Below are 18,025 nucleotides of genomic sequence, written 5' to 3' on the forward strand. Positions count from 1 at the left end.
CGGTACGGTGCCTGTCGCGGGTCTTCAGCTGGAATACAGCCTCGTGGAACGTAGCAGCGAGCATGAACTTCTTCCGGCCGGCAAGGCATTGGGACTGGGGATCGTTGGCTGGTCCCCGTTGGGCGGCGGCATGCTTACCGGAAAATACCGTAATGGCGAAACCGGGAGGCGGGAAGGTTTTGGCGGCAACGTGTTCCAGCCCGAAAATACCCCGCAACGTACGGCGATCCTCGACGCGCTGATTGCCGTTGCAGACGAAGCGGGCGTGACTCCCGGAGAAATCGCCATCGCGTGGGTTGCCGGAAAGGGCGTGCAGCCTATCATCGGGCCGCGCACGTTGGCGCAGCTCCAGAGCAATCTGGCCGCTATCCGGGTCACCCTTTCGGTAGAGCAGATCGGCCGCCTCGACATCGCGAGCGCGATTCCACCCATCTTTCCGTACACGGTGATCGACGCGCCCCAAACCCGCCAGGGCTATACGGGCGGCAAGGCCGACGAGTTCGATTCGCCTGCAGTGCCGGTCGCTTGAGGCAGTGTTTCAATAGCAGGTCGCAAGCATGGCGTCCACGAGACGCCATGTATAGGTTTTTTTACCGCAATTCAGCTACCCGAACTGATGCAAATGCTGCGGCGCGAGACGCGCGAACGGTGCCTCACGCGCTGCTCGCCGTGGCCAACGCGGCGCGGGAGTGCAAACGAAGGAGATGCCAATGCTTGAAGCCGATGCAGTGACGCCGGCGGACTCGCAGGAACACTTGAAAGTACAGCCGCTCGAAACGATACGCAGCTATCACGCGCATATTTACTTTGACGGCCCGGAGCAACGGCGTGTCGCCGAAGTCTTGCGGGAACACATCGCGCAACGCTTCCCGGTCGTTCTCGGTCGCTGGCACGATCGACCGATTGGCCCTCATGCGAAGCCGATGTATCAGGTCGCCTTTTCCCGACATGAATTCGGTCGTTTCCTGCCTTGGCTCATGATAAATCGTCGTGGACTGACGGTACTCGTTCATCCCAATACCGGCCATCCACTCGCGGACCACCTCGACCATCCGGTCTGGATGGGTGAAGTGCTCGACATCGTCAACCGGCAGCTGCTCCCCGTCGATGAAGGACCGGAGCCGGATCTCGTCACCAACACTCGACCAACGGTGAAGCCATGAGTGATATTCCCTACGGCAATGCGCTCATCATCGGGGCTGGCTTCGGCATTAGTGCAGCCCTCACGCGGGCGCTGCGTTCCGCAGGTCTTCCCGTCATTATCGCCTCACGAAACCCCGATAGATTGGCGCCGCTGGTGAGCGAGACGGGAGCCGTCGCGCTGCAGGTCGATGCATCAGAAGCCGCGCAGGTCGCGCGCCTTTTCGAAGAGACGGTGGAGCGAATCGGGCCGCCCGAGATCGTTATCTATAACGCCAGTAGCGTCGTCCGCGGTCCTATCGTTGAGCTCGATCCGGTTCATGTCGAACATGCAGTATCCGTCACCGCATTGGGCGCGTTTTACGCGATACAGCAAGCTGCCAGGCACATGGTTCCTGTGGGCAGAGGCGCAGTCTTGTTGACCGGAGCGACCGCCGGCATCAAAGGATTTGCCCGCTCCGCACCTTTTGCGATGGGTAAGTTCGCTCTGCGGGGACTGGCCCAGAGTGCTGCCCGTGAACTTGCGCCTCAAGGCATCCACGTCGCCCACGTAATCGTCGACGGCAGTGTGCGGGCGAGCGGACGCGTGGATCCATCGGATCGCACGCTTGATCCGGACGCCATCGCTCGAGGCTATATCGATCTCTTGCGCCAACACCGCAGTGCATGGTCGTGGGAAATCGAGGTGCGGCCCTGGGTAGAGAGCTTTTGACCGTGGAGTCACATTGGACTTGGCAATATGAACTTTCGTGAGCGTTGGCATTTATCACGGCAGCGAAGGGCGCCGCCGCGCAAATTCTTGACTCCCTTGGGAGCGATCGACCATTGAGCACCGGCCCGTACAAGCCAGGGGTACTGCAACGAATTGTTCCGGCAATCGAATGGCCGGTTACACGCCGGTTGCAGTCCTCCAACATCAAAGCACGAATGACAACTTCTGGCCGACCGCCGACGTTTCTCCCCGGTGTCCCCAGGGACTCCGCGACGAACCTTTGTTTTTCCACGCTGGCGCCGATGACCGCGCTCGATGCGTCGATCGCGGCGAAATGACTGCATGCGAGCGCGCAGCCCCGCGCGTCGCGTCATCCCCCCGTCACCGGCGGAAAGAACGCAACCTCGCTATCCTCCCGCACGACGAAGTCCCCGGTCACCATTTCGAGGTTCACGGCCGCCCGCACGGGGCGGTCCATCCGCAGCGCGTCCGCGCTGCGCGCGTCGCGTGCGGCCAGCGTGCCGCGCAGCGCGTCGACGGTGAGTTCGCGTGCGTCGATCTCGACGGTTTCTACGTCAAGATCCAGTTGTTCGCGAATGCTCGCGAAGTATTTGATCGTCAGTTTCATAGGATGTCGTCAGCAGCAGCGGCGGAATTGGAAACACGAAGCGAACGCAATCAGCCCCAGCGCCGCATCGCCTGGTCGTCGTGCGCCTTCGCCTCGACCCAGCCGGATTCGCCGTCGTGCCGGATCTCCTTCTTCCAGAACGGCGCATGAGTCTTCAGGAAATCCATCAGGAATTCGCACGCATCGAACGCGGACGCGCGATGCGCGGCGGCCACCACGACCAGCACGACGGGCTGGCCGAGCGGAATGCGGCCGACGCGGTGCACGATCCTGACCGCCTCGAGCCGCCAGCGCGCGCTCGCCTCCTCGACGATGCTCCACAGCGCCTGTTCGGTCATCGTCGGGTAATGCTCGACTTCCAGCGCGACGACGTCGTCGACGTCGCCTTCCTTGCGCACGACCCCAAGAAAATTCACGACCGCACCGACATTCGGATTGCGAACGATCGGCGCAAGCTCCGCGCCCGCGTCGATCGGCGCATGCTGCACGCGCACTTCGAAGCCGGCGGCGATCGCGGGTGCCGCTTCGGGGTGCGGGTCGACCGCATCGACGGTCGGCGCGGGGCTGCCGGCACGCGGCGGATCGTCGGGCAGCCCGGCGCGGGATTCGGTGAAGGTCGTCATGACAGGTTCTCCAGTGGGCGGCGCATCCGGTGTCGCGCGGCGGCCCTTCAGCCGCCGACGAGCGACATGCGCACGGTCGGATAGGTCTTGCCCGGCGCGCGGGCCGGCCGTGCGGCCCGGCGCTCGGAATAGCGGTCGTCGCGCCGCGTCCAGCGTTCGCGCACGGCGGCGGCGAGGTCGGCGGCCGACGCCGCATCGTCGAGCCACGGCCGCAGGTCGGTGCCTTGCGTCGCGAACAGGCACGTATAAAGCTGCCCGTCGGCCGACACGCGGGCGCGCGAGCAGGTGCCGCAGAACGGATGCGACACGCTCGCGATGAAGCCGACTTCGCCTGCACCATCGATGTGCGCGCAACGAATCGCGGTGGCGTCGTGCCCCGGTTCGCCGACGAGCACGAGCGGATAGTGTGCGTCGATCAGCTCGCGCATCCGCGCGGCCGGCATCACCTTGTCGCCGGACCAGAAGCTGGCGCCGCCGACGTCCATGTATTCGATGAAACGCACGGCCACGCCCGTATGCCGGAAGTGCCGCACGAGCGGCAGGATCTGGTCGTCGTTCACGCCGCGCTCGATCACCGCATTGACCTTGACCGGCGCGAGCCCGGCCGCGTGCGCGGCCTCGATGCCGGCCAGCACGCGCGACACCGGCACGTCGGCGTCGCTCATCCGGCGGAACACCGCGTCGTCGAGCGCATCGAGGCTCACGGTCACGCGTGACAGCCCCGCGTCGCGCAGCGTGCGCGCCTTCGCGGCGAGCAGCGAGCCGTTGGTCGTCAGCGCGATTTCGACGGGCCTGCCGTCGACGGTCGTCAGCGCGGCGAGCCGTTCGATCAGCGCTTCGAGGTGGCGGCGCAGCAGCGGCTCGCCGCCCGTGATGCGGATCTTCTCGACGCCGAGCGACGTAAAGGCGCGGGCGATCTTTTCCAGTTGCGCGAACGACAATCGTTCGGACGACGGCATGAACGCGTAGTCGGCGCCGAAGCTTTCGCGCGGCATGCAATAGCCGCAACGGAAATTGCACTGGTCGATGACGGACAGGCGCAGGTCGCGCAGCGGACGGCCGAGCGTGTCGGACGGGCGGGAGAAAGCGCCGGGCAATGCGTCGCCGGATGAAGCGGCGGCGGCCGGCGCGGCGGAAACGATGGCATTCACGATCGGGTCGTCGGCCTGCATGAAGTAAGCGGAGGGGCGTCGCCGCTCGGCCGTGCGGATGCCGACGTGTCGGCGCACAGGTCGTGACGAGCCTCATCGTGAGCATAGTCCGCCGCGTTTGGCCGGCAGGGACACAATCGCGCCCGAATTGCAGGAATACAGTTCGCCGCGCGGGACGCGCGACACGCGCGGCGAACGGGGCAGGCGCGCCTTATCGGGCGGATAGTCGACTTCGCGCTCATGCGAGCCAGCGCGCGAATTCGTAGTACGGAACCGCGTCGCCGCGCGCGATGGTGAGTCCCGCCGGCAGCCGCGCGAGCCCGCTGGCCTGCACCAGCGACTGCAGCGTGCCGGCGCCTTGCTGACGCAGCGTGTCGAGCGCGAGCGCGCCGTCCGCGCCCACCGTCCAGCGCACGCGCACGAAGCGCTCGCGCTGCGCGTCCGGCTCGAAGCCGGTGTCGATCGGCAGCGACGGCACGACCGGCACGCAAGCGTCGCGCCCCTGCAGGCGTCGGATCAGCGGCGCGACGAACAGTGCGAACGTCGTCATCGCGGCGCCCGGATTGCCGGGCAGCAGCACGACGGGCCGCGCATCGAGCCGCGCGAGCGCGACCGGCTTGCCGGGCTTCATGCGCACGCCGGCGACGAGGAACGACGCGCCGAGCGCGGCCAGCGTGGGGCGCAGCAGGTCCTTGTCGCCGACCGACGCGCCGCCGACGCAGATCACGAGGTCGCACTGCGCGTGCAGGTCACGCAGCGCCCGTTCGACGGCGGCCACCGTATCGGCCGCGTGCACGCTCGCCGCGACGTCGGCGCCGGTTCCGGCGACCAGCGCGGCGAGCATCGGCGCATTGCTGTTGTAGATCTGCTGCGGCGCGCGCGGCTGGCCGCATGCGACCAGCTCGTCGCCGGTCGTCAGGATGCCGACGCGCAGCGCCGCGCGCACGTCGATTCGGGCGAGACCTTGCGCGGCGGCCACGCCGACGTGCATCGCGCCCATCCGCACGCCCGCCGGCACGAGCAGCGCGCCGGCGCGTACTTCCTCGCCGCGGCGGCGGATGTGCGACCCGCTGCGCTGCGGCATGTCGAACGTGACGCGGCCGTCCAGTTCGTGCGCATGCTCCTGCATCACGACGGTGTCGGCGTCGGGCGGAATCAGGCTGCCGGTGAAGAGGCGGGCGGCCGTGCTCGGCGCGAGCGGCGCGGGCGTATCGCCGGCATAGCAGCGTTGCGCGACACGCAGCGGCTCGCCGTGCGCAAGGTCCGCATGACGCACGGCGTAGCCGTCCATCGCGCTCTGGTCGGCCGGCGGCTGGTCGAGCACGGCCGTCAGCGGCGCGGCCAGCACGTGGCCGGCCGCTTGCGCGATCGGCACGGAGGTGACGGCCTCGAGCGGCGCGAACGCGCTGGCGAACCGTTGCTGCGCGGTATCGAAATCGGACAGGTGTGTCATGAAGCGTGGGCCGGATGTGCCGGTGCGGGTTCGTGTGGATCGGGGTGAACGGCGGCGGGCGACACGTATTCGACGAAGCCGTCGTTGCGGCAGAAGCCGAGCAGCCGCACGCCGGCTTCGCGGGCGACGTCGATCGCGAGCGACGTCGGCGCCGAGATCGTCGCGATCATCGGGATGCCGACCCGCGCGGCCTTGCGCACCAGTTCGTAGCTCGCGCGGCTCGACAGGAACACGAAGCCCGCGTGCAGGTCGGCGCGGCGGCGTGCGAACTGCCCGATCAGCTTGTCGAGCGCGTTGTGGCGGCCGACGTCCTCGCACACGTCGAGCACGACGCCGTTGCTATCGCACCACGCGGCCGCGTGGATGCCGCCCGTCTCGCGCATCAGCGTCTGCCGGGCCGGCAACGCACGCGCGGCGCACGCGATCGCGTCGGCGCCGATGCCCGCGGCCGTGCCGGCGGCCGCGATACGTGGCGGGTGCAGGTCGAGCTGTGCGATGCTTTCGATGCCGCACACGCCGCAGCCCGTGCGGCCGGCCAGCGCGCGGCGGTGGGCCTTCAGCGTCATGAACGCTTGCTGCGACACGGTGAGCCGCACTTCGGCGCTGCCGGGCCGGCATTCGCTTTCGATGTCGAAGACGTCCGACGCGCGCTCGACGATGCCTTCGCTCAGCGCGAAGCCGAGGCCGAACGCGTCGAGGTCGATCGGCGTCGCCATCATGACCGTGTGCGAGATGCCGTTGAACACGAGTGCAACCGGGGTTTCGTCGACGACGCGATCGACGGTGTCGCGCGCGTCGCCGGCACGATGGCGCGTCACCCGGCACGCGGTGCTGCCGGTCGGGTCGTCGCGGCGAATGCAGGACTCCATGCGGGTTTCTCCAGGCGGGGCGGCCGGCGGGCCGGCCGGGCTCGGCGCGTACGCCGAACCACGGGTATCGATGCCGCCGGGCGGGCGCCGAAGGGCGCGCGACCGCCGCGGGCAGGCGTTGCACGACATGTTAAGTGGAGTGAACAGTGCGCCCGACGCACAGCGCCGCCACGCGGGAAGCAGTACAGCTGAGCGTCCCGCCGGCATGGTAACTATTTTCCGTGCACACATCTTCGGCGGCGCAAGCAGCACAGTTTCAGCGCACGTTCGAATGATTGCGAGTATCGTTGCAAACGCGATATCGTCGTTCACGCTTCGATGCCGTGCGAGCAACCGCTGGTGCGCGCATGTGTCGTCGTCAAGCCGTCGCGCGATTTCCTGCTTCGAGCGTACGTCCTCACAACCACGAGCAAATTACGGTCATGGAAATCTTCGATGCGTTCCATCTCGCCCGATTGCAATTCGCATTCACGGTGTCGTTCCACATCGTGTTCCCCGCGATCAGCATCGGCATGGCGAGCTTCCTGGCGGTGCTGGAATGGCGCTACCTCGTCACCGGCGACGCCGCCTACAAGTCCATGTTTCAGTTCTGGTCGAAGATCTTCGCGATCGGCTTCGGGATGGGCGTGGTCTCCGGTGTCGTGATGGCGTACGAGTTCGGCACCAACTGGTCCGGGTTCTCGCGCGTCGCGGGCAACATCACCGGGCCGCTGCTCACGTATGAAGTGCTGACGGCGTTCTTCCTCGAAGCCGGCTTCCTCGGCGTGATGCTGTTCGGCTGGCAGCGCGTCAGCCCGCGCGCGCACTTCTTCGCGACGCTGATGGTCGCGGTCGGCACGCTGATCTCGACGTTCTGGATTCTCGCGTCGAACAGCTTCATGCAGACGCCGCAGGGCTACAAGATCGAGAACGGCCTCGTCGTGCCGGTCGACTGGTTCAAGATCGTCTTCAACCCGTCGTTTCCGTACCGTCTCGCGCACATGACGATCGCGGCGTTCATCGTCGCGGGCTTCATCGTCGCCGCCTGCGGCGCGTGGCACCTGCTGAAGGGGCGCCGCGACGAGCCGGTGAAGCGCAGCTTCTCGATGGCGCTGTGGATACTGCTGGTGCTCGCGCCGATCCAGATCTTCGTCGGCGACGCGCACGGGCTGAACACCCGTGAATACCAGCCGGCGAAGATCGCGGCGATCGAAGGACTATGGGAAACGGAGAAGGGCGGCACCGCGCTGAACCTCGTCGGGCTGCCCGACATGCAGGCCGAAACCACCCGCTATGCGATCCAGGTGCCGCACCTCGGCAGCCTGATCCTCACGCACAGCTGGGACGGCGAGATCCGCGGGCTGAAGGAATTTCCGCCGCAGGACCGCCCGTATTCGCCGATCATCTTCTGGACGTTCCGGATCATGGCCGGCCTCGGGATGCTGATGTTGCTGACCGCGCTGCTCGGGCTGCTGCTGAGAAAGGGCGGGCGCCTGTACGAGACACGCTGGTTCCAGTGGTTCGTGGTCGCGATGGGGCCGTCGGGCATCGTCGCGCTGCTGGCGGGCTGGATCACGACCGAGGTCGGGCGGCAGCCGTGGACCGTGTACGGCGTGCTGCGCACCATCGATTCGGTCTCCCCGCTCACCGCCCAGCAGGTCGGCGTGTCGCTGCTGGTCTTCGTGGTCGTGTATTTCCTGGTGTTCGGAACGGGTATCTACTACATGATGAAACTGATGAAGCGCGGGCCGGCGGCCCAGGCCGGCTACATCGAGCTGCACCGGCATCCGGGGCTGCGCAAGAGCGCGCTGTCCACGCCGCTGAACGTGACCGAGGCGGAGTAACCATGCACATCGATCTTCCTGTCGTCTGGGCCGCGATCATCGGCCTCGGCGTATTCATCTACGTGATGCTGGACGGCTTCGATCTCGGCATCGGGCTGCTGTTTCCGTTCTTCGACGCGAAGGCCGAGCGCCAGGTGATGCTCGACACCGTCGCGCCGGTGTGGGACGGCAACGAGACGTTTCTCGTGCTCGGCGGCGCGGGCCTCTACGGCGCGTTCCCGGTCGTGTATTCGACGCTGCTGCCGGCCAACTACCTGCCGCTGGTGCTGATGCTGGTCGGGCTGATCTTCCGGGGCGCGGCGTTCGAGCTGCGCGCGAAAGCCACCCGCACGCAGCACATGTGGGATCTCGCGTTCATCGGCGGCTCGGCGCTCGCCGCGTTCTGCCAGGGGATCGTGCTCGGTTCGCTGCTGCAGGGCATCAAGATCGAGAACAACCAGTTCGCGGGCGGGCCGTTCGACTGGCTGTCGCCGTTCAGCATGCTGTGCGGGATCGGCGTGCTCGTCACCTATGCGACGCTCGGCTGCGGCTGGCTGATCCTGAAGGTCGACGGCGAACTGCAGCGCAAGATGCGGTTGCTGATGAAGCCGCTCGCGGGCGTGCTGCTCGCGATGATGGGCGTGGTCAGCCTGTGGACCGTGATCGGGCTGCCGGCCGTCGCGCACCGCTGGTTCGGCAGCGGCAACCTCGGCTGGTTCCTGCCGGTGCCGATCCTCGTCGTCGCATGCGTGTGGGGCATCTTCTACGCGGTGAAGCGTGCGCACGAGGCCACGCCGTTCCTGCTGACGCTCGCGCTCGTGTTCCTCGGCTACACGGGGCTCGTGATCAGCATCTGGCCGAACATCGTGCCGCCGTCGCTGTCGATCTGGGACGCGTCGTCGAGCCACTCGAGCCAGTTGTTCGCGCTGGTCGGCACCGTGATCGTGCTGCCGATCATCCTCGTGTACAACGCGATGCAGTACCGCGTGTTCCGCGGCAAGGTGCGCGAGGGCGATATCGGCTATCACTGAGCGGCAAGCGCGGTGACGGGCGCGGCGCTCGCGTGTCATCACGCGCCGCGCGGCGTCCGGCCGACACCCGACCGAAAAGCGGCCCGCCACGCGCGGGCCGTTGCACATCGGGTGCGGGCGCAACGGGTTGCGTATTCGGGTTCCCTATTCCTTTGCCAGTCGAGAAAACATCATGATCGTCCGACCACGACAGAACTGGCTCCGGATGCTGTTCGTATGGAACGGCTCCGTGCTGCAATCGATCATTCCGCAGCTCGTGTTCATGGCGATCGTCAGCACGCTGGCGGTCTTCACGAACGGGCGCATCTTCGGCGAGAAGATTCCGCTGAACACCGCGCCGTTCACGCTGTTCGGGCTCGCGCTCGCGATCTTCCTCGGGTTTCGCAATAACGCGAGCTTCGAGCGCTTCAAGGAGGCGCGGCATCTGTGGGGCAACCTGCTGATCGCCGCACGCGCCGTGACGTCGCAACTGCATCGCTACCTGCCCGACGGCGTGAGCGACGCCGAGCGCAACCGGCTTGCCGATCTGCTGATCGCGCTCGCCTATGCGCTGAAACACCAGCTGCGTCATACCGATCCGACCGAAGACCTGGTGCGCATCCTCGGCACGGAGCGCACGGCCGCGCTCGGCGGCAAATGCTACAAGCCGGTCGCGATCCTCGACGAATTGCGCGGCGGCATCGTCCGTGCGATGGGGCGCGCGCCCGGCAGCGACGCGACGTGCTGGATGGTCGAGACGCAACTCGATGCGCTCGGCAAGGCGATCGGTGGCTGCGAGCGCATCCTGTCGACGCCGATTCCGTTTTCCTACAGCGTGCTGCTCCATCGCACCGTGTATGCGTATTGCGTGTTGCTGCCGTTCGGGCTCGTCGATTCGACGGAGTTCTTCACGCCGCTGATCTGCGTGTTCATTTCCTACACGCTGATCGCGCTCGAGGCAATTGCGAACGAAGTGGCGGAACCGTTCGGTCTTGCGCCGAATGCGCTCGCGCTCGATGCGATCACGCGCACGATCGAGCGATCGGTGCTCGAACTCGGCGATCGGCCGATGCCCGAGGAATTCGTGCCTGCGTCGACGTATCAGATCACGTAGGCGGCGGGGGCGGTAGTGTAGTCGTCGGTAAGGTTGCTCGGCTGGAGCGGGGGCGGTTGTGTAGACTCGTGCTCGTTCAATGGAGCCCACACCATGCAACTTCTCGATCACGTGTCGATCAGCGTGCCGGACATCGATCTGGCACGGCCCTTCTACGACGCCGTCATGGCTGCGCTCGGCGCGACCAAGGTCTATGACCGGCCCAATGCGCTCGGCTATGGCGAGCGTTGCAACGCGAACGATCCGGCATCGACCTTTCTGGCGGTGTATCTGGATCCCGCCGAAGTCGGGGCGAGCAAGCGGCACTGGTGTTTCAAGGCCGCTTCCCGCGAGCAGGTGCATGCTTTTTTCGAGGCGGGCCTCGCTACGGGTGGGCAGTCCGACGGCGATCCCGGCTTGCGGCCGCAGTACCACGGCGACTACTACGCGGCTTTTCTGGTCGATCCGGCCGGCAACCGGATCGAGGCCGTGTGTCATGCGGCGGTGGCGGAGCGTGGGCAACCCTGACCGTGGTGATAGCCAGTCGATGCATCGGGTTTATCCGCATCCGTCGATTCGCATCGATTCAATCGCGATACGACGGCTCCTCGACGTCGAGGATGCGGTTCATCTCGTCGAAATGCGCGATCGAGAATTCACGAAAGCCTTCCCAGTCACGCGCGGTCTTCTCGGCCACTTCGTCGGACAGCACGTTGATCGGCTTGCCGGTCGCGTACGCGTTGACGAGGATCTGGCAAGCGCGTTCGAGCGTGTACATGTCGTCGAACGCCTCGCCGACCGTGGGTGCGGTCACCAGTACGCCGTGATTGCCCATCAGCAGGCGTGACTTGTCCTTGAGCAGCGACACGAGGCGGGCGCCTTCGTCTTCGGTATCCGCCATTCCGGAGAATGCGGTGTCCAGCGCAACGCGATTGAAATAGCGGGCCGTGTTCTGTTCGATGGGCAGGATGGTCGGATCGGACAACGTCGAGATCGCGGTGACATGGACGGGATGCAGGTGCATGGCGACGCGTACATGCGGTAGTTGCTGGTGCAACTGACCATGGATCGCCCACGCGGTCGGGTCGACGCTGCCGTTTTCGAGGCTCGACCGATCGTCGGCGTCCAGCAGAACCAGATCGCTCGCGCGGATCCGCGAGAAGTGCATCCATTTGGGGTTCATCAGGAAGCGGCGGCCGTCGTCCGAAGCGGCCACGCTGAAGTGGTTCGCGACCGCTTCATGCATGCCGAGGCGGGCGAAGCAGCGGAAAGCCGCGGCGAGATCGATGCGAAGCTGGGTTTCGTTCATGTCGAAGTGCGTGATCGGAAGTGTGAGAAACGGGGCGCCGGCCGCAAGTTCATGGTTGGACGCACCGAGTTGCAGAAAAGGCTCGACCAGTCGGGCGGCCGAGCGCCGGCCATGCGTCGATGCATCGACCCGCTTGCTGTCTCACGGCGGTCCGTTCGCGTCGGCCGTTGCGTCGTCCGATTTCCAGAATGCGTTGCGGTCGCGATAGTTTTGCAGGAACTGCTGCAGCCGCGGGTTCGTGGAGCGGCGGAACACGTCGCCCGGTGCGCCGCTCACGGCGATCCGGCCATGGTCGAGAAACACGACGCGATCGGCCATCTGGGCGGCGAAGCCCATCTCGTGCGTGACGACGACCATCGTCATCCCGTCGCGCGCGAGCTGCTTCATGACCTGCAGCACTTCGCCGACGAGTTCCGGGTCCAGCGCGGAGGTCGGCTCGTCGAACAGCATCAGGTGCGGCTCCATCGCCAGCGCGCGGGCGATCGCCACGCGCTGCTGCTGGCCGCCGGACAGTTTCGACGGATGGGCGTCCGCCTTGCCGGACATGCCGACCATTTCGAGCATGCGGCCAGCGACGGCGTTCGCGTCGGCGCGCGACATGCGGCGCACCCGCCGCAGCGCTTCGGTGACGTTGCCGAGCACACTCATGTGCGGCCAAAGGTTGAACTGCTGAAACACCATGCCGATGTTGCGGCGCACGCGGTTGATCTCGGCGCTCGACGCGCGCACGCGCGCGCCGTTGCGTTCGACATAGCCGAGCATCTCGCCGCCGATCCGGATCTCGCCGTGATCGTAGGTTTCGAGGGCGGCCATGCAGCGCAGCAGCGTGCTCTTGCCGGATCCGGACGGACCGATCAGGCAGACCACTTCGGATGTCGCGATCGACAGATCGATTCCGCGCAGCACGTCGGTCTCGCCGAACCGCTTGTGCAAACCCTTGACTTCGACAAGCGACGTGGCGGACGCCGGGGCGAGCGTTGCGGCGGGTCCGCTTGCGGGGAGGGCGCTGACTGCGTTCATGATTGCCTCGATCGGTTCGGGTCGCCGCGCCGTATTCACGCGTGTCGGGCGAAAGGCGCAATGCGAGTTCGACGAGCCGACTTTACGTGGTCAATATTGATCGGGAAAAACTCTTTTCGAATGGGGTTCGCAGGTTTTTCCAATGCAGCATCGCCTGCCGGCTCGCCGTATCGAGCGACCCTGCGTGGCGCCGGCCCGCCACGTACGCTGCCGGAACCGAAATCAGCCAGTCTTGCGATCGGTCGTTTCGGTCGTGGAGAGATGGTCGGCCAGCCGGCGCAGCATCGCATCGCAACCCTGCAGTTGCTCGACGCTCACGAACTCGTCCGGCTTGTGCCCCTGATCCATACTGCCCGGTCCGCACACCACGGTCGGGATGCCGGCCTGCTCGAACAGTCCGCCTTCCGTGCCGAAGGCGACGGTGCCGAACGCGCTCGATCCGCTGAGTATCGCCAGCAGGCGGGCGGCGTCGCTGTCGTCCGGTGTCGAAAGCCCCGGATAGGCGGACAGCGGCTGCATCCGGATATCGCAGTCCGCATGAACCGCGCGCATCGTCGGCATCAGTTGCTGCTCCGCATAGGCCTGCAATTCGGTGGTCACTTCATCGGCGTCGAAGCCGGGCAGCGTGCGGACCTCGAAATCGAATTCGCATGCATCGGGAACGATGTTCAACGCCTTGCCGCCGTGGATCACGCCGGTCTGGACAGTCGAGAACGGCGGATCGAAGCGAGCGTCGTGATGCTCCGGTTGCGCGAGGCGCTCGCCGATTTCCTCCAGCCGGTTGACCAGACGCGCCGCATACTGAATCGCATTGACGCCGTACGGCGCATACGCGGAATGACACGCGGCGCCCTTGACGTGGCAGCGCATCGCCAGCTTGCCCTTGTGGCCGAGCACGGGCTTCAATTCGGTCGGCTCGCCGATCACGCAGAGCACGGGCCGATGCGGGCGCTTCGCGAGTTCGGCCAGCATCGGCCGCACGCCGAGACAGCCGATCTCCTCGTCGTACGAGAACGCGAGATGGATCGGCAACGACAACGGTCGCTCGACGAACATCGGTACCGCGGCCAGCATCGACGCGAGAAAGCCTTTCATGTCCGCGGTGCCGCGGCCATACAGCCGGCCGTCGCGTTCGCTCATCCGGAACGGCTCGACGGTCCATGTCTGGCCGTCGGCGGGCACCACGTCCGTATGACCCGAGAGCAGGATGCCGCCGCGCTCGCGCGGCCCGATCGTGGCGAACAGGTTCGCCTTGCTGCGCGCGTCGTTGTAGAACAGTTCGCTGTCGACGCCGTAGCCCGCCAGATAGTCGCGGATGAACTCGATCATCGCGAGGTTCGAGTGCCGGCTGACCGTATCGAAGCCGATCAGTTCGGCGAGCAGCGTGCGGCTGGTCGGCTCACTCATCGCCGGGTACGCCGTATTTCGGTGCGGTCGTCGGATCGAGCGCGCGCGTTACGTAGTCCTGCATCTGCGGACGGTATGCATGCCACAGCGCGGCGAGTGCCGAGATCGGCGCATCGTCGGTCCAGTCGACGCGCAGGTCGACGAGCGGCCACACCTGCGTATCGACGATCTTCAACGCGGCGGAATGCACCGGGCCGGCTTCTCCGCCTGCGTCGATCGCGGCCTGCATCGCCGCGAGCAGACGATCGGCGAGCGGGCCGGGCGTCTGCTCGAACGCCGGCACCATCGCGTCGATCACGTCCTGACTGGCCAGCATGTTGCCTGCGACGACGCACTGTCGGCCCGCCACCGCATGATGCAGGCCGAGCGCCTGCGCGCCGGTCCAGAATGCGGTGCGGCCCTGCGCATCGACGACCGTGACCTGCCGGTAGTCGCGCCAGCGATCGGTGTCGAGCGCGGCTTCGAGCGCCTGCGCCGGATCGGCCGCGCCGTCGCGGAGCAGGTCGAGCACCTGCGGGCCGAGCGACGGCAGCGTGACGTTCTGCGTCGCCACGGCGCCCGCGCCGGCGCGAACCCACGGGCAGCGCGCGCCCACTGCGATGCTCGAGGAGCTGATCGCGATGCCGAGTTGTCCGGTTTCGGCACACCGTCCGACGATCGAGAATGTCATGTCACGCTCCGGCGGCGGCGGTCGGCTGCCAGTTGTCGGGAATCACGGCGATGACGTCGATTTCCATCAGCCATTCCGGCTGGCCCAGCGCACTGACCACGAGGCCGGTCGAAATCGGATAGACGCCCTTGAGCCACTTGCCGACGACCTGATAGACCGGCTCGCGATAACGCGGATCGATCAGGTACGTAGTGGTCTTGACGATATGCGTGAGGTCGCTGCCGGCCTCCTCGAGCAGTTGCTTGACGTTTTTCATGGCCTGTTCGGCCTGCGCGCGCGGATCGCCGAGGCCGACCAGATTGCCGTCGAAGTCGGTGCCGATCTGGCCGCGCACGTAGACCGTGTTGCCGGCCCGGACAGCCTGGCACAGATCGTTGTCGAGCGCCTGGTTCGGGTAGGTGTCTTTCGTGTTGAACATCCGGATACGGGTGTGGGTCGGCTGGCTCATCGTCATGAATTCCTGAAGGAGGGTTCGGTAGACCGTGCGGTGCGACTCGGTCGTGCGTTCAGTGCGCGGCGGCGCGGGTCGGCATCGGGCTCGGGATGGTTGGCTCGGCGACGTGATCGTCGGCTTGCGGCGCGGCCGCAATGCTGCGTCGCGCGGCAGCCTCGTGATAGTGCTGGTAGCTGCGCTGCGTCGCGATATGTCCGGCCACATGTTTCGCGTCGTGCCAGACGCCCCAGATGAACGCGGAGCCGCGCCGCGACAGCCACGGCAGACCGAGGAAATAGAGTCCGGGCTCGCTGGCGACGCCGCGCTGATGTTTCGGCTTGCCGTGCTCGTCGAAGGCGTCGACCTGCAGCCACCCGAAGTCGTTCGCGTAGCCGGTCGCCCAGATGATCGACGTGACGCCAGTCGCGGCGAGGTCGAGTTGCGTGAGCGGGTCGGCCAGGCATGGCGGATCGGCGGGAATGTGGCGGGCTTCGGGTTCCTCCGGCAGATCGAGACCGTTGCTGGCGGCGTACGCGTCGGCGGCGTCCAGCAGCGACAGATAGTTTTCGTCGCCGGCCGCGATGTTGGCCGCGAGATCCGCTTCGAACGTGACGATGCCTTGATCGAACGCTCGCGTCACGCCGACCAGCGTCACGCCGTCGTGCGCGAGACGGCGGAAGTCGACCGTGTGGCCGCCGTCCGCGCCGCTCACGGCGATCGTCACGTGCGACCGGCCGGGGCGCATCGTTTCCATGTCCCACAGACCCAGTACGCCGAGCCACCAGCAGAAATCGCGGCCGCGATACGCGCGCGGCGGACGGTCGTGAGGGCCGACGGACAGATAGACCTGACGGCCCGAGCGTTGCAGTTCGGCCGCGATCTGGACGCCCGACGACCCCGCGCCGACGACCAGCACGTTGCCGGCGGGCAGTTGCGCCGGATTGCGGTAGTCGGCGGAATGAATCTGCGTCAGGCGCGCGTCGGTGGGCGCGATGGCCGGAATGACCGGGCATTGGAACGGCCCGGTCGCAACCACGACGCGGTTCGCGTGGAAGGTGCCGTCCGACGTCTCGACGACGAAGCCCTGACGGCCGGCGTCGCGGACCACGCGCCTGACGTCGACGCCGGTCCGGATCGGCGCGTCGATCATGCGCGCGTAGTCGACGAAGTACTCGGCCATCTGATCCTTCGTTGCGAACCCGTCCGCATCGACACCGCCGATAGTCATGTTGGGGAAGCGGTCGTGCCATGCCGGGCCGTTCGCCACCAGCGAATCCCAGCGCGCGGTGCGCCAGCGCTCCGCGATGCGAGCGCGTTCCAGCACGAGATGCGGCACGCCGTGCGCACGGAGGTGTTCGCTCATCGCGATACCGGCCTGTCCGGCGCCGACCACCAGCGTATCGATGGATGTGACTTCGACGGTCATGTTGATTTTTCCTGATGCGTATCGATCGGGTTGTTCATGGACGGATAAATCCGTTTCGCCGCAATTCGCCGCAGTGCTCGCGATGCGATTGCGCAAGGCGATCGCGACGTTCAAGCACCGAAGCCGGAACGCGTCGGTAATCCGAAGCGATGTGCGTCGTGCGGCCGTGTTTCCTGAGCATTGCGTTCTGCTGAAGAAAATCTACGCCGGTGCACTGAATCTGAAAAATATATTTAAAAAATGAATTGCATCCGGTTTGCCTATGCAGATGCGTGCGTACGGACCGGCAATGAACTGAACGCAAGCGGATGGCGCCGGCAAAACGCCGAGGCCGCCATCGAAGCGGGAAAAGGAAGGAAGCGGACGCAACGAAACGCGCGACGCGACGGCATGGGTCGAGGCCGCCTTCCCGCTGCGCGGCGGACGGCCGCTATGCCGCTTCGCGCGCGGCGCCCGCGGCCTGCGCACGGCCACGCAGCCAGTTGATGCTGATGAAGAGCAGGATCGCGAACACGATCAGCACGGTGGCGACGGCGAGGATCGACGGATCGATCTGGTCGCGAATGCCGCTCCACATCTGCCGGGGTACGGTGCGTTGATCGGGGCCGCCGATGAACAGGATCACGATCACTTCGTCGAACGATGTCGCGAATGCGAACACGGCGCCGGTGGCCACAGCCGGCAGGATCAGCGGCAGCGTCACGCGGCGAAAGGTCGTCCACGGCGCGGCGCCGAGATTGGCGGCGGCGCGCAGCAGGCTCCGGTCGAACGACAGCAGCGACGCGGTCACGGTAATCACGACAAACGGCGTGCCGAGTGCCGCATGTGCGAGGATCACACCCGGGTAGGAGTTGACGAGCCCGAGTGGCGCGAAGATCAGGTAGAAGCCGGCCGCGACCACGACGATCGGGATGATCATCGGAGAGATCAGGATCGGCATGATCAGCGAGCGGAACGGAAAGTCGTCGCGCGCGAGACCGATCGCGGCGAGCGTGCCGAGCGTCGTTGCAATTGCCGTGGACGCCGCGCCGATCGCGAGGCTGTTCAGGAATGCCCGCTGCCAGTCCGGGCTGCCGAATGCCTGCGCGTACCAGCGCAGCGAGAAGCCTTCCATCGGGTACGAAAAATACGAACCCGAATTGAACGACAGCGGAATGATCACGAGGATCGGCGCAACCAGAAAGAACAGCACGACCGCGCAGTGGATGCGCACACCGGCAGTGGCAATGCGCGTCGACGGCAGGCTGTTGGGGTTCACGGACACGATGCGGCTCCAGTG

General features: G+C 66.3%; 20 protein-coding genes. 8 read left to right on the plus strand and 12 right to left on the minus strand.

The genetic code is table 11. The annotated features are described in order from the left end of the window. The 3 genes from AC3IFE_RS05370 to AC3IFE_RS05380 form a co-directional block, all read left to right on the plus strand. Positions 1–529, plus strand: a 529-nt coding sequence (locus tag AC3IFE_RS05370) for an aldo/keto reductase (protein WP_489189808.1), incomplete at its 5' end; no start/stop codon positions are given. Between the two features lie 181 nt (positions 530–710). Further along, positions 711–1,163: a DOPA 4,5-dioxygenase family protein gene (locus AC3IFE_RS05375; RefSeq protein WP_489189809.1), complete on the plus strand. Its 453-nt coding sequence runs from the start codon at positions 711–713 to the stop codon at positions 1,161–1,163. Next, positions 1,160–1,852, plus strand: a complete 693-nt coding sequence (locus AC3IFE_RS05380; RefSeq protein ID WP_489189810.1) for an SDR family NAD(P)-dependent oxidoreductase — start codon at positions 1,160–1,162, stop codon at positions 1,850–1,852. Before AC3IFE_RS05375 ends, AC3IFE_RS05380 begins: the two co-directional genes overlap by 4 nt. 370 nt (positions 1,853–2,222) lie before the next feature. Here AC3IFE_RS05380 and moaD read toward each other — a convergent pair whose 3' ends face one another. The 5 genes from moaD to fdhD all read right to left on the minus strand — a co-directional run bounded on the left by moaD (position 2,223) and on the right by fdhD (position 6,576). Next, positions 2,223–2,480, minus strand: a complete 258-nt coding sequence (moaD, locus tag AC3IFE_RS05385; RefSeq protein ID WP_089471145.1) for a molybdopterin converting factor subunit 1 — start codon at positions 2,478–2,480, stop codon at positions 2,223–2,225. Between the two features lie 50 nt (positions 2,481–2,530). Beyond that, positions 2,531–3,103, minus strand: a complete 573-nt coding sequence (locus AC3IFE_RS05390; protein ID WP_489189811.1) for a molybdenum cofactor biosynthesis protein MoaE — start codon at positions 3,101–3,103, stop codon at positions 2,531–2,533. A 47-nt stretch (positions 3,104–3,150) separates the two neighbouring features. Then, positions 3,151–4,275 (minus strand): GTP 3',8-cyclase MoaA, encoded by a 1,125-nt coding sequence (gene moaA / locus AC3IFE_RS05395; RefSeq protein ID WP_089471147.1) that lies wholly within the window; start codon positions 4,273–4,275, stop codon positions 3,151–3,153. Between the two features lie 217 nt (positions 4,276–4,492). Continuing rightward, positions 4,493–5,707 carry a molybdopterin molybdotransferase MoeA gene (locus AC3IFE_RS05400; protein ID WP_089471148.1) on the minus strand — a complete coding sequence of 405 codons (1,215 nt, stop codon included), beginning with the start codon at positions 5,705–5,707 and terminating at the stop codon, positions 4,493–4,495. After that, positions 5,704–6,576: a formate dehydrogenase accessory sulfurtransferase FdhD gene (gene fdhD / locus AC3IFE_RS05405; RefSeq protein ID WP_489189812.1), complete on the minus strand. Its 873-nt coding sequence runs from the start codon at positions 6,574–6,576 to the stop codon at positions 5,704–5,706. Before fdhD ends, AC3IFE_RS05400 begins: the two co-directional genes overlap by 4 nt. A 422-nt stretch (positions 6,577–6,998) precedes the next feature. Here fdhD and AC3IFE_RS05410 point away from each other — a divergent pair, with 422 nt between their 5' ends. From AC3IFE_RS05410 to AC3IFE_RS05425, 4 genes are all read left to right on the plus strand, one after another. Beyond that, positions 6,999–8,399 (plus strand): cytochrome ubiquinol oxidase subunit I, encoded by a 1,401-nt coding sequence (locus AC3IFE_RS05410; RefSeq protein WP_089471150.1) that lies wholly within the window; start codon positions 6,999–7,001, stop codon positions 8,397–8,399. Positions 8,400–8,401: 2 nt separating this feature from the next. Next, complete coding sequence (gene cydB, locus AC3IFE_RS05415) at positions 8,402–9,409, plus strand: cytochrome d ubiquinol oxidase subunit II (RefSeq protein WP_489189813.1); 1,008 nt, start codon at positions 8,402–8,404, stop codon at positions 9,407–9,409. A 172-nt stretch (positions 9,410–9,581) separates the two neighbouring features. Beyond that, positions 9,582–10,502 (plus strand): bestrophin family protein, encoded by a 921-nt coding sequence (locus AC3IFE_RS05420; protein ID WP_089471151.1) that lies wholly within the window; start codon positions 9,582–9,584, stop codon positions 10,500–10,502. 93 nt (positions 10,503–10,595) lie between these two features. After that, complete coding sequence (locus AC3IFE_RS05425) at positions 10,596–11,009, plus strand: VOC family protein (RefSeq protein ID WP_089471152.1); 414 nt, start codon at positions 10,596–10,598, stop codon at positions 11,007–11,009. Positions 11,010–11,067: 58 nt separating this feature from the next. Here AC3IFE_RS05425 and AC3IFE_RS05430 read toward each other — a convergent pair whose 3' ends face one another. The 6 genes from AC3IFE_RS05430 to AC3IFE_RS05455 all read right to left on the minus strand — a co-directional run bounded on the left by AC3IFE_RS05430 (position 11,068) and on the right by AC3IFE_RS05455 (position 16,746). Continuing rightward, positions 11,068–11,790 carry a class II aldolase and adducin N-terminal domain-containing protein gene (locus tag AC3IFE_RS05430; RefSeq protein WP_489189814.1) on the minus strand — a complete coding sequence of 241 codons (723 nt, stop codon included), beginning with the start codon at positions 11,788–11,790 and terminating at the stop codon, positions 11,068–11,070. 141 nt (positions 11,791–11,931) lie between these two features. Beyond that, positions 11,932–12,810, minus strand: a complete 879-nt coding sequence (locus AC3IFE_RS05435) for an amino acid ABC transporter ATP-binding protein (RefSeq protein WP_489189815.1) — start codon at positions 12,808–12,810, stop codon at positions 11,932–11,934. Between the two features lie 222 nt (positions 12,811–13,032). Beyond that, positions 13,033–14,217 carry an acetylornithine deacetylase gene (gene argE, locus AC3IFE_RS05440; RefSeq protein ID WP_489189816.1) on the minus strand — a complete coding sequence of 395 codons (1,185 nt, stop codon included), beginning with the start codon at positions 14,215–14,217 and terminating at the stop codon, positions 13,033–13,035. Continuing rightward, entirely contained in the window at positions 14,210–14,887 is a 678-nt protein-coding gene (locus AC3IFE_RS05445; protein WP_489189817.1) for a DUF1028 domain-containing protein, read from the minus strand. The genes argE and AC3IFE_RS05445 overlap by 8 nt, the downstream gene beginning before the upstream one ends. Before the next feature lies 1 nt (position 14,888). Then, positions 14,889–15,335 carry a RidA family protein gene (locus AC3IFE_RS05450; RefSeq protein WP_301736837.1) on the minus strand — a complete coding sequence of 149 codons (447 nt, stop codon included), beginning with the start codon at positions 15,333–15,335 and terminating at the stop codon, positions 14,889–14,891. A gap of 58 nt (positions 15,336–15,393) precedes the next feature. Then, positions 15,394–16,746 (minus strand): flavin-containing monooxygenase, encoded by a 1,353-nt coding sequence (locus AC3IFE_RS05455; RefSeq protein ID WP_489189818.1) that lies wholly within the window; start codon positions 16,744–16,746, stop codon positions 15,394–15,396. Between AC3IFE_RS05455 and AC3IFE_RS05460 the strand changes: the two genes are divergently transcribed. After that, on the plus strand, positions 16,724–16,990 hold the full coding sequence (locus tag AC3IFE_RS05460) for a hypothetical protein (protein ID WP_489189819.1): 267 nt from the start codon (positions 16,724–16,726) through the stop codon (positions 16,988–16,990). The genes AC3IFE_RS05455 and AC3IFE_RS05460 overlap by 23 nt on opposite strands. Before the next feature lie 186 nt (positions 16,991–17,176). Here the strand turns inward: AC3IFE_RS05460 and AC3IFE_RS05465 are convergent, their stop codons facing one another. After that, positions 17,177–18,010 (minus strand): ABC transporter permease, encoded by an 834-nt coding sequence (locus AC3IFE_RS05465; RefSeq protein WP_089471158.1) that lies wholly within the window; start codon positions 18,008–18,010, stop codon positions 17,177–17,179. Positions 18,011–18,025: the final 15 nt, after the last annotated feature.

Source organism: Burkholderia sp. APQ4-4ca (assembly GCF_057837105.1).

What these genes read in the sequence shown, in the direction of transcription:
- moaA (WP_089471147.1), bottom strand. Translation starts at nt 4,275, where the DNA reads ATGCAGGCCGACGACCCGATCGTGAATGCCATCGTTTCCGCCGCGCCG.
- cydB (WP_489189813.1), top strand. Translation starts at nt 8,402, where the DNA reads ATGCACATCGATCTTCCTGTCGTCTGGGCCGCGATCATCGGCCTCGGC.
- argE (WP_489189816.1), bottom strand. Translation starts at nt 14,217, where the DNA reads ATGAGTGAGCCGACCAGCCGCACGCTGCTCGCCGAACTGATCGGCTTC.
- AC3IFE_RS05460 (WP_489189819.1), top strand. Translation starts at nt 16,724, where the DNA reads ATGGATGTGACTTCGACGGTCATGTTGATTTTTCCTGATGCGTATCGA.
- AC3IFE_RS05410 (WP_089471150.1), top strand. Translation starts at nt 6,999, where the DNA reads ATGGAAATCTTCGATGCGTTCCATCTCGCCCGATTGCAATTCGCATTC.
- moaD (WP_089471145.1), bottom strand. Translation starts at nt 2,480, where the DNA reads ATGAAACTGACGATCAAATACTTCGCGAGCATTCGCGAACAACTGGAT.
- fdhD (WP_489189812.1), bottom strand. Translation starts at nt 6,576, where the DNA reads ATGGAGTCCTGCATTCGCCGCGACGACCCGACCGGCAGCACCGCGTGC.
- AC3IFE_RS05430 (WP_489189814.1), bottom strand. Translation starts at nt 11,790, where the DNA reads ATGAACGAAACCCAGCTTCGCATCGATCTCGCCGCGGCTTTCCGCTGC.
- AC3IFE_RS05445 (WP_489189817.1), bottom strand. Translation starts at nt 14,887, where the DNA reads ATGACATTCTCGATCGTCGGACGGTGTGCCGAAACCGGACAACTCGGC.
- AC3IFE_RS05455 (WP_489189818.1), bottom strand. Translation starts at nt 16,746, where the DNA reads ATGACCGTCGAAGTCACATCCATCGATACGCTGGTGGTCGGCGCCGGA.
- AC3IFE_RS05375 (WP_489189809.1), top strand. Translation starts at nt 711, where the DNA reads ATGCTTGAAGCCGATGCAGTGACGCCGGCGGACTCGCAGGAACACTTG.
- AC3IFE_RS05425 (WP_089471152.1), top strand. Translation starts at nt 10,596, where the DNA reads ATGCAACTTCTCGATCACGTGTCGATCAGCGTGCCGGACATCGATCTG.
- AC3IFE_RS05420 (WP_089471151.1), top strand. Translation starts at nt 9,582, where the DNA reads ATGATCGTCCGACCACGACAGAACTGGCTCCGGATGCTGTTCGTATGG.
- AC3IFE_RS05390 (WP_489189811.1), bottom strand. Translation starts at nt 3,103, where the DNA reads ATGACGACCTTCACCGAATCCCGCGCCGGGCTGCCCGACGATCCGCCG.
- AC3IFE_RS05450 (WP_301736837.1), bottom strand. Translation starts at nt 15,335, where the DNA reads ATGAGCCAGCCGACCCACACCCGTATCCGGATGTTCAACACGAAAGAC.
- AC3IFE_RS05380 (WP_489189810.1), top strand. Translation starts at nt 1,160, where the DNA reads ATGAGTGATATTCCCTACGGCAATGCGCTCATCATCGGGGCTGGCTTC.
- AC3IFE_RS05400 (WP_089471148.1), bottom strand. Translation starts at nt 5,707, where the DNA reads ATGACACACCTGTCCGATTTCGATACCGCGCAGCAACGGTTCGCCAGC.
- AC3IFE_RS05435 (WP_489189815.1), bottom strand. Translation starts at nt 12,810, where the DNA reads ATGAACGCAGTCAGCGCCCTCCCCGCAAGCGGACCCGCCGCAACGCTC.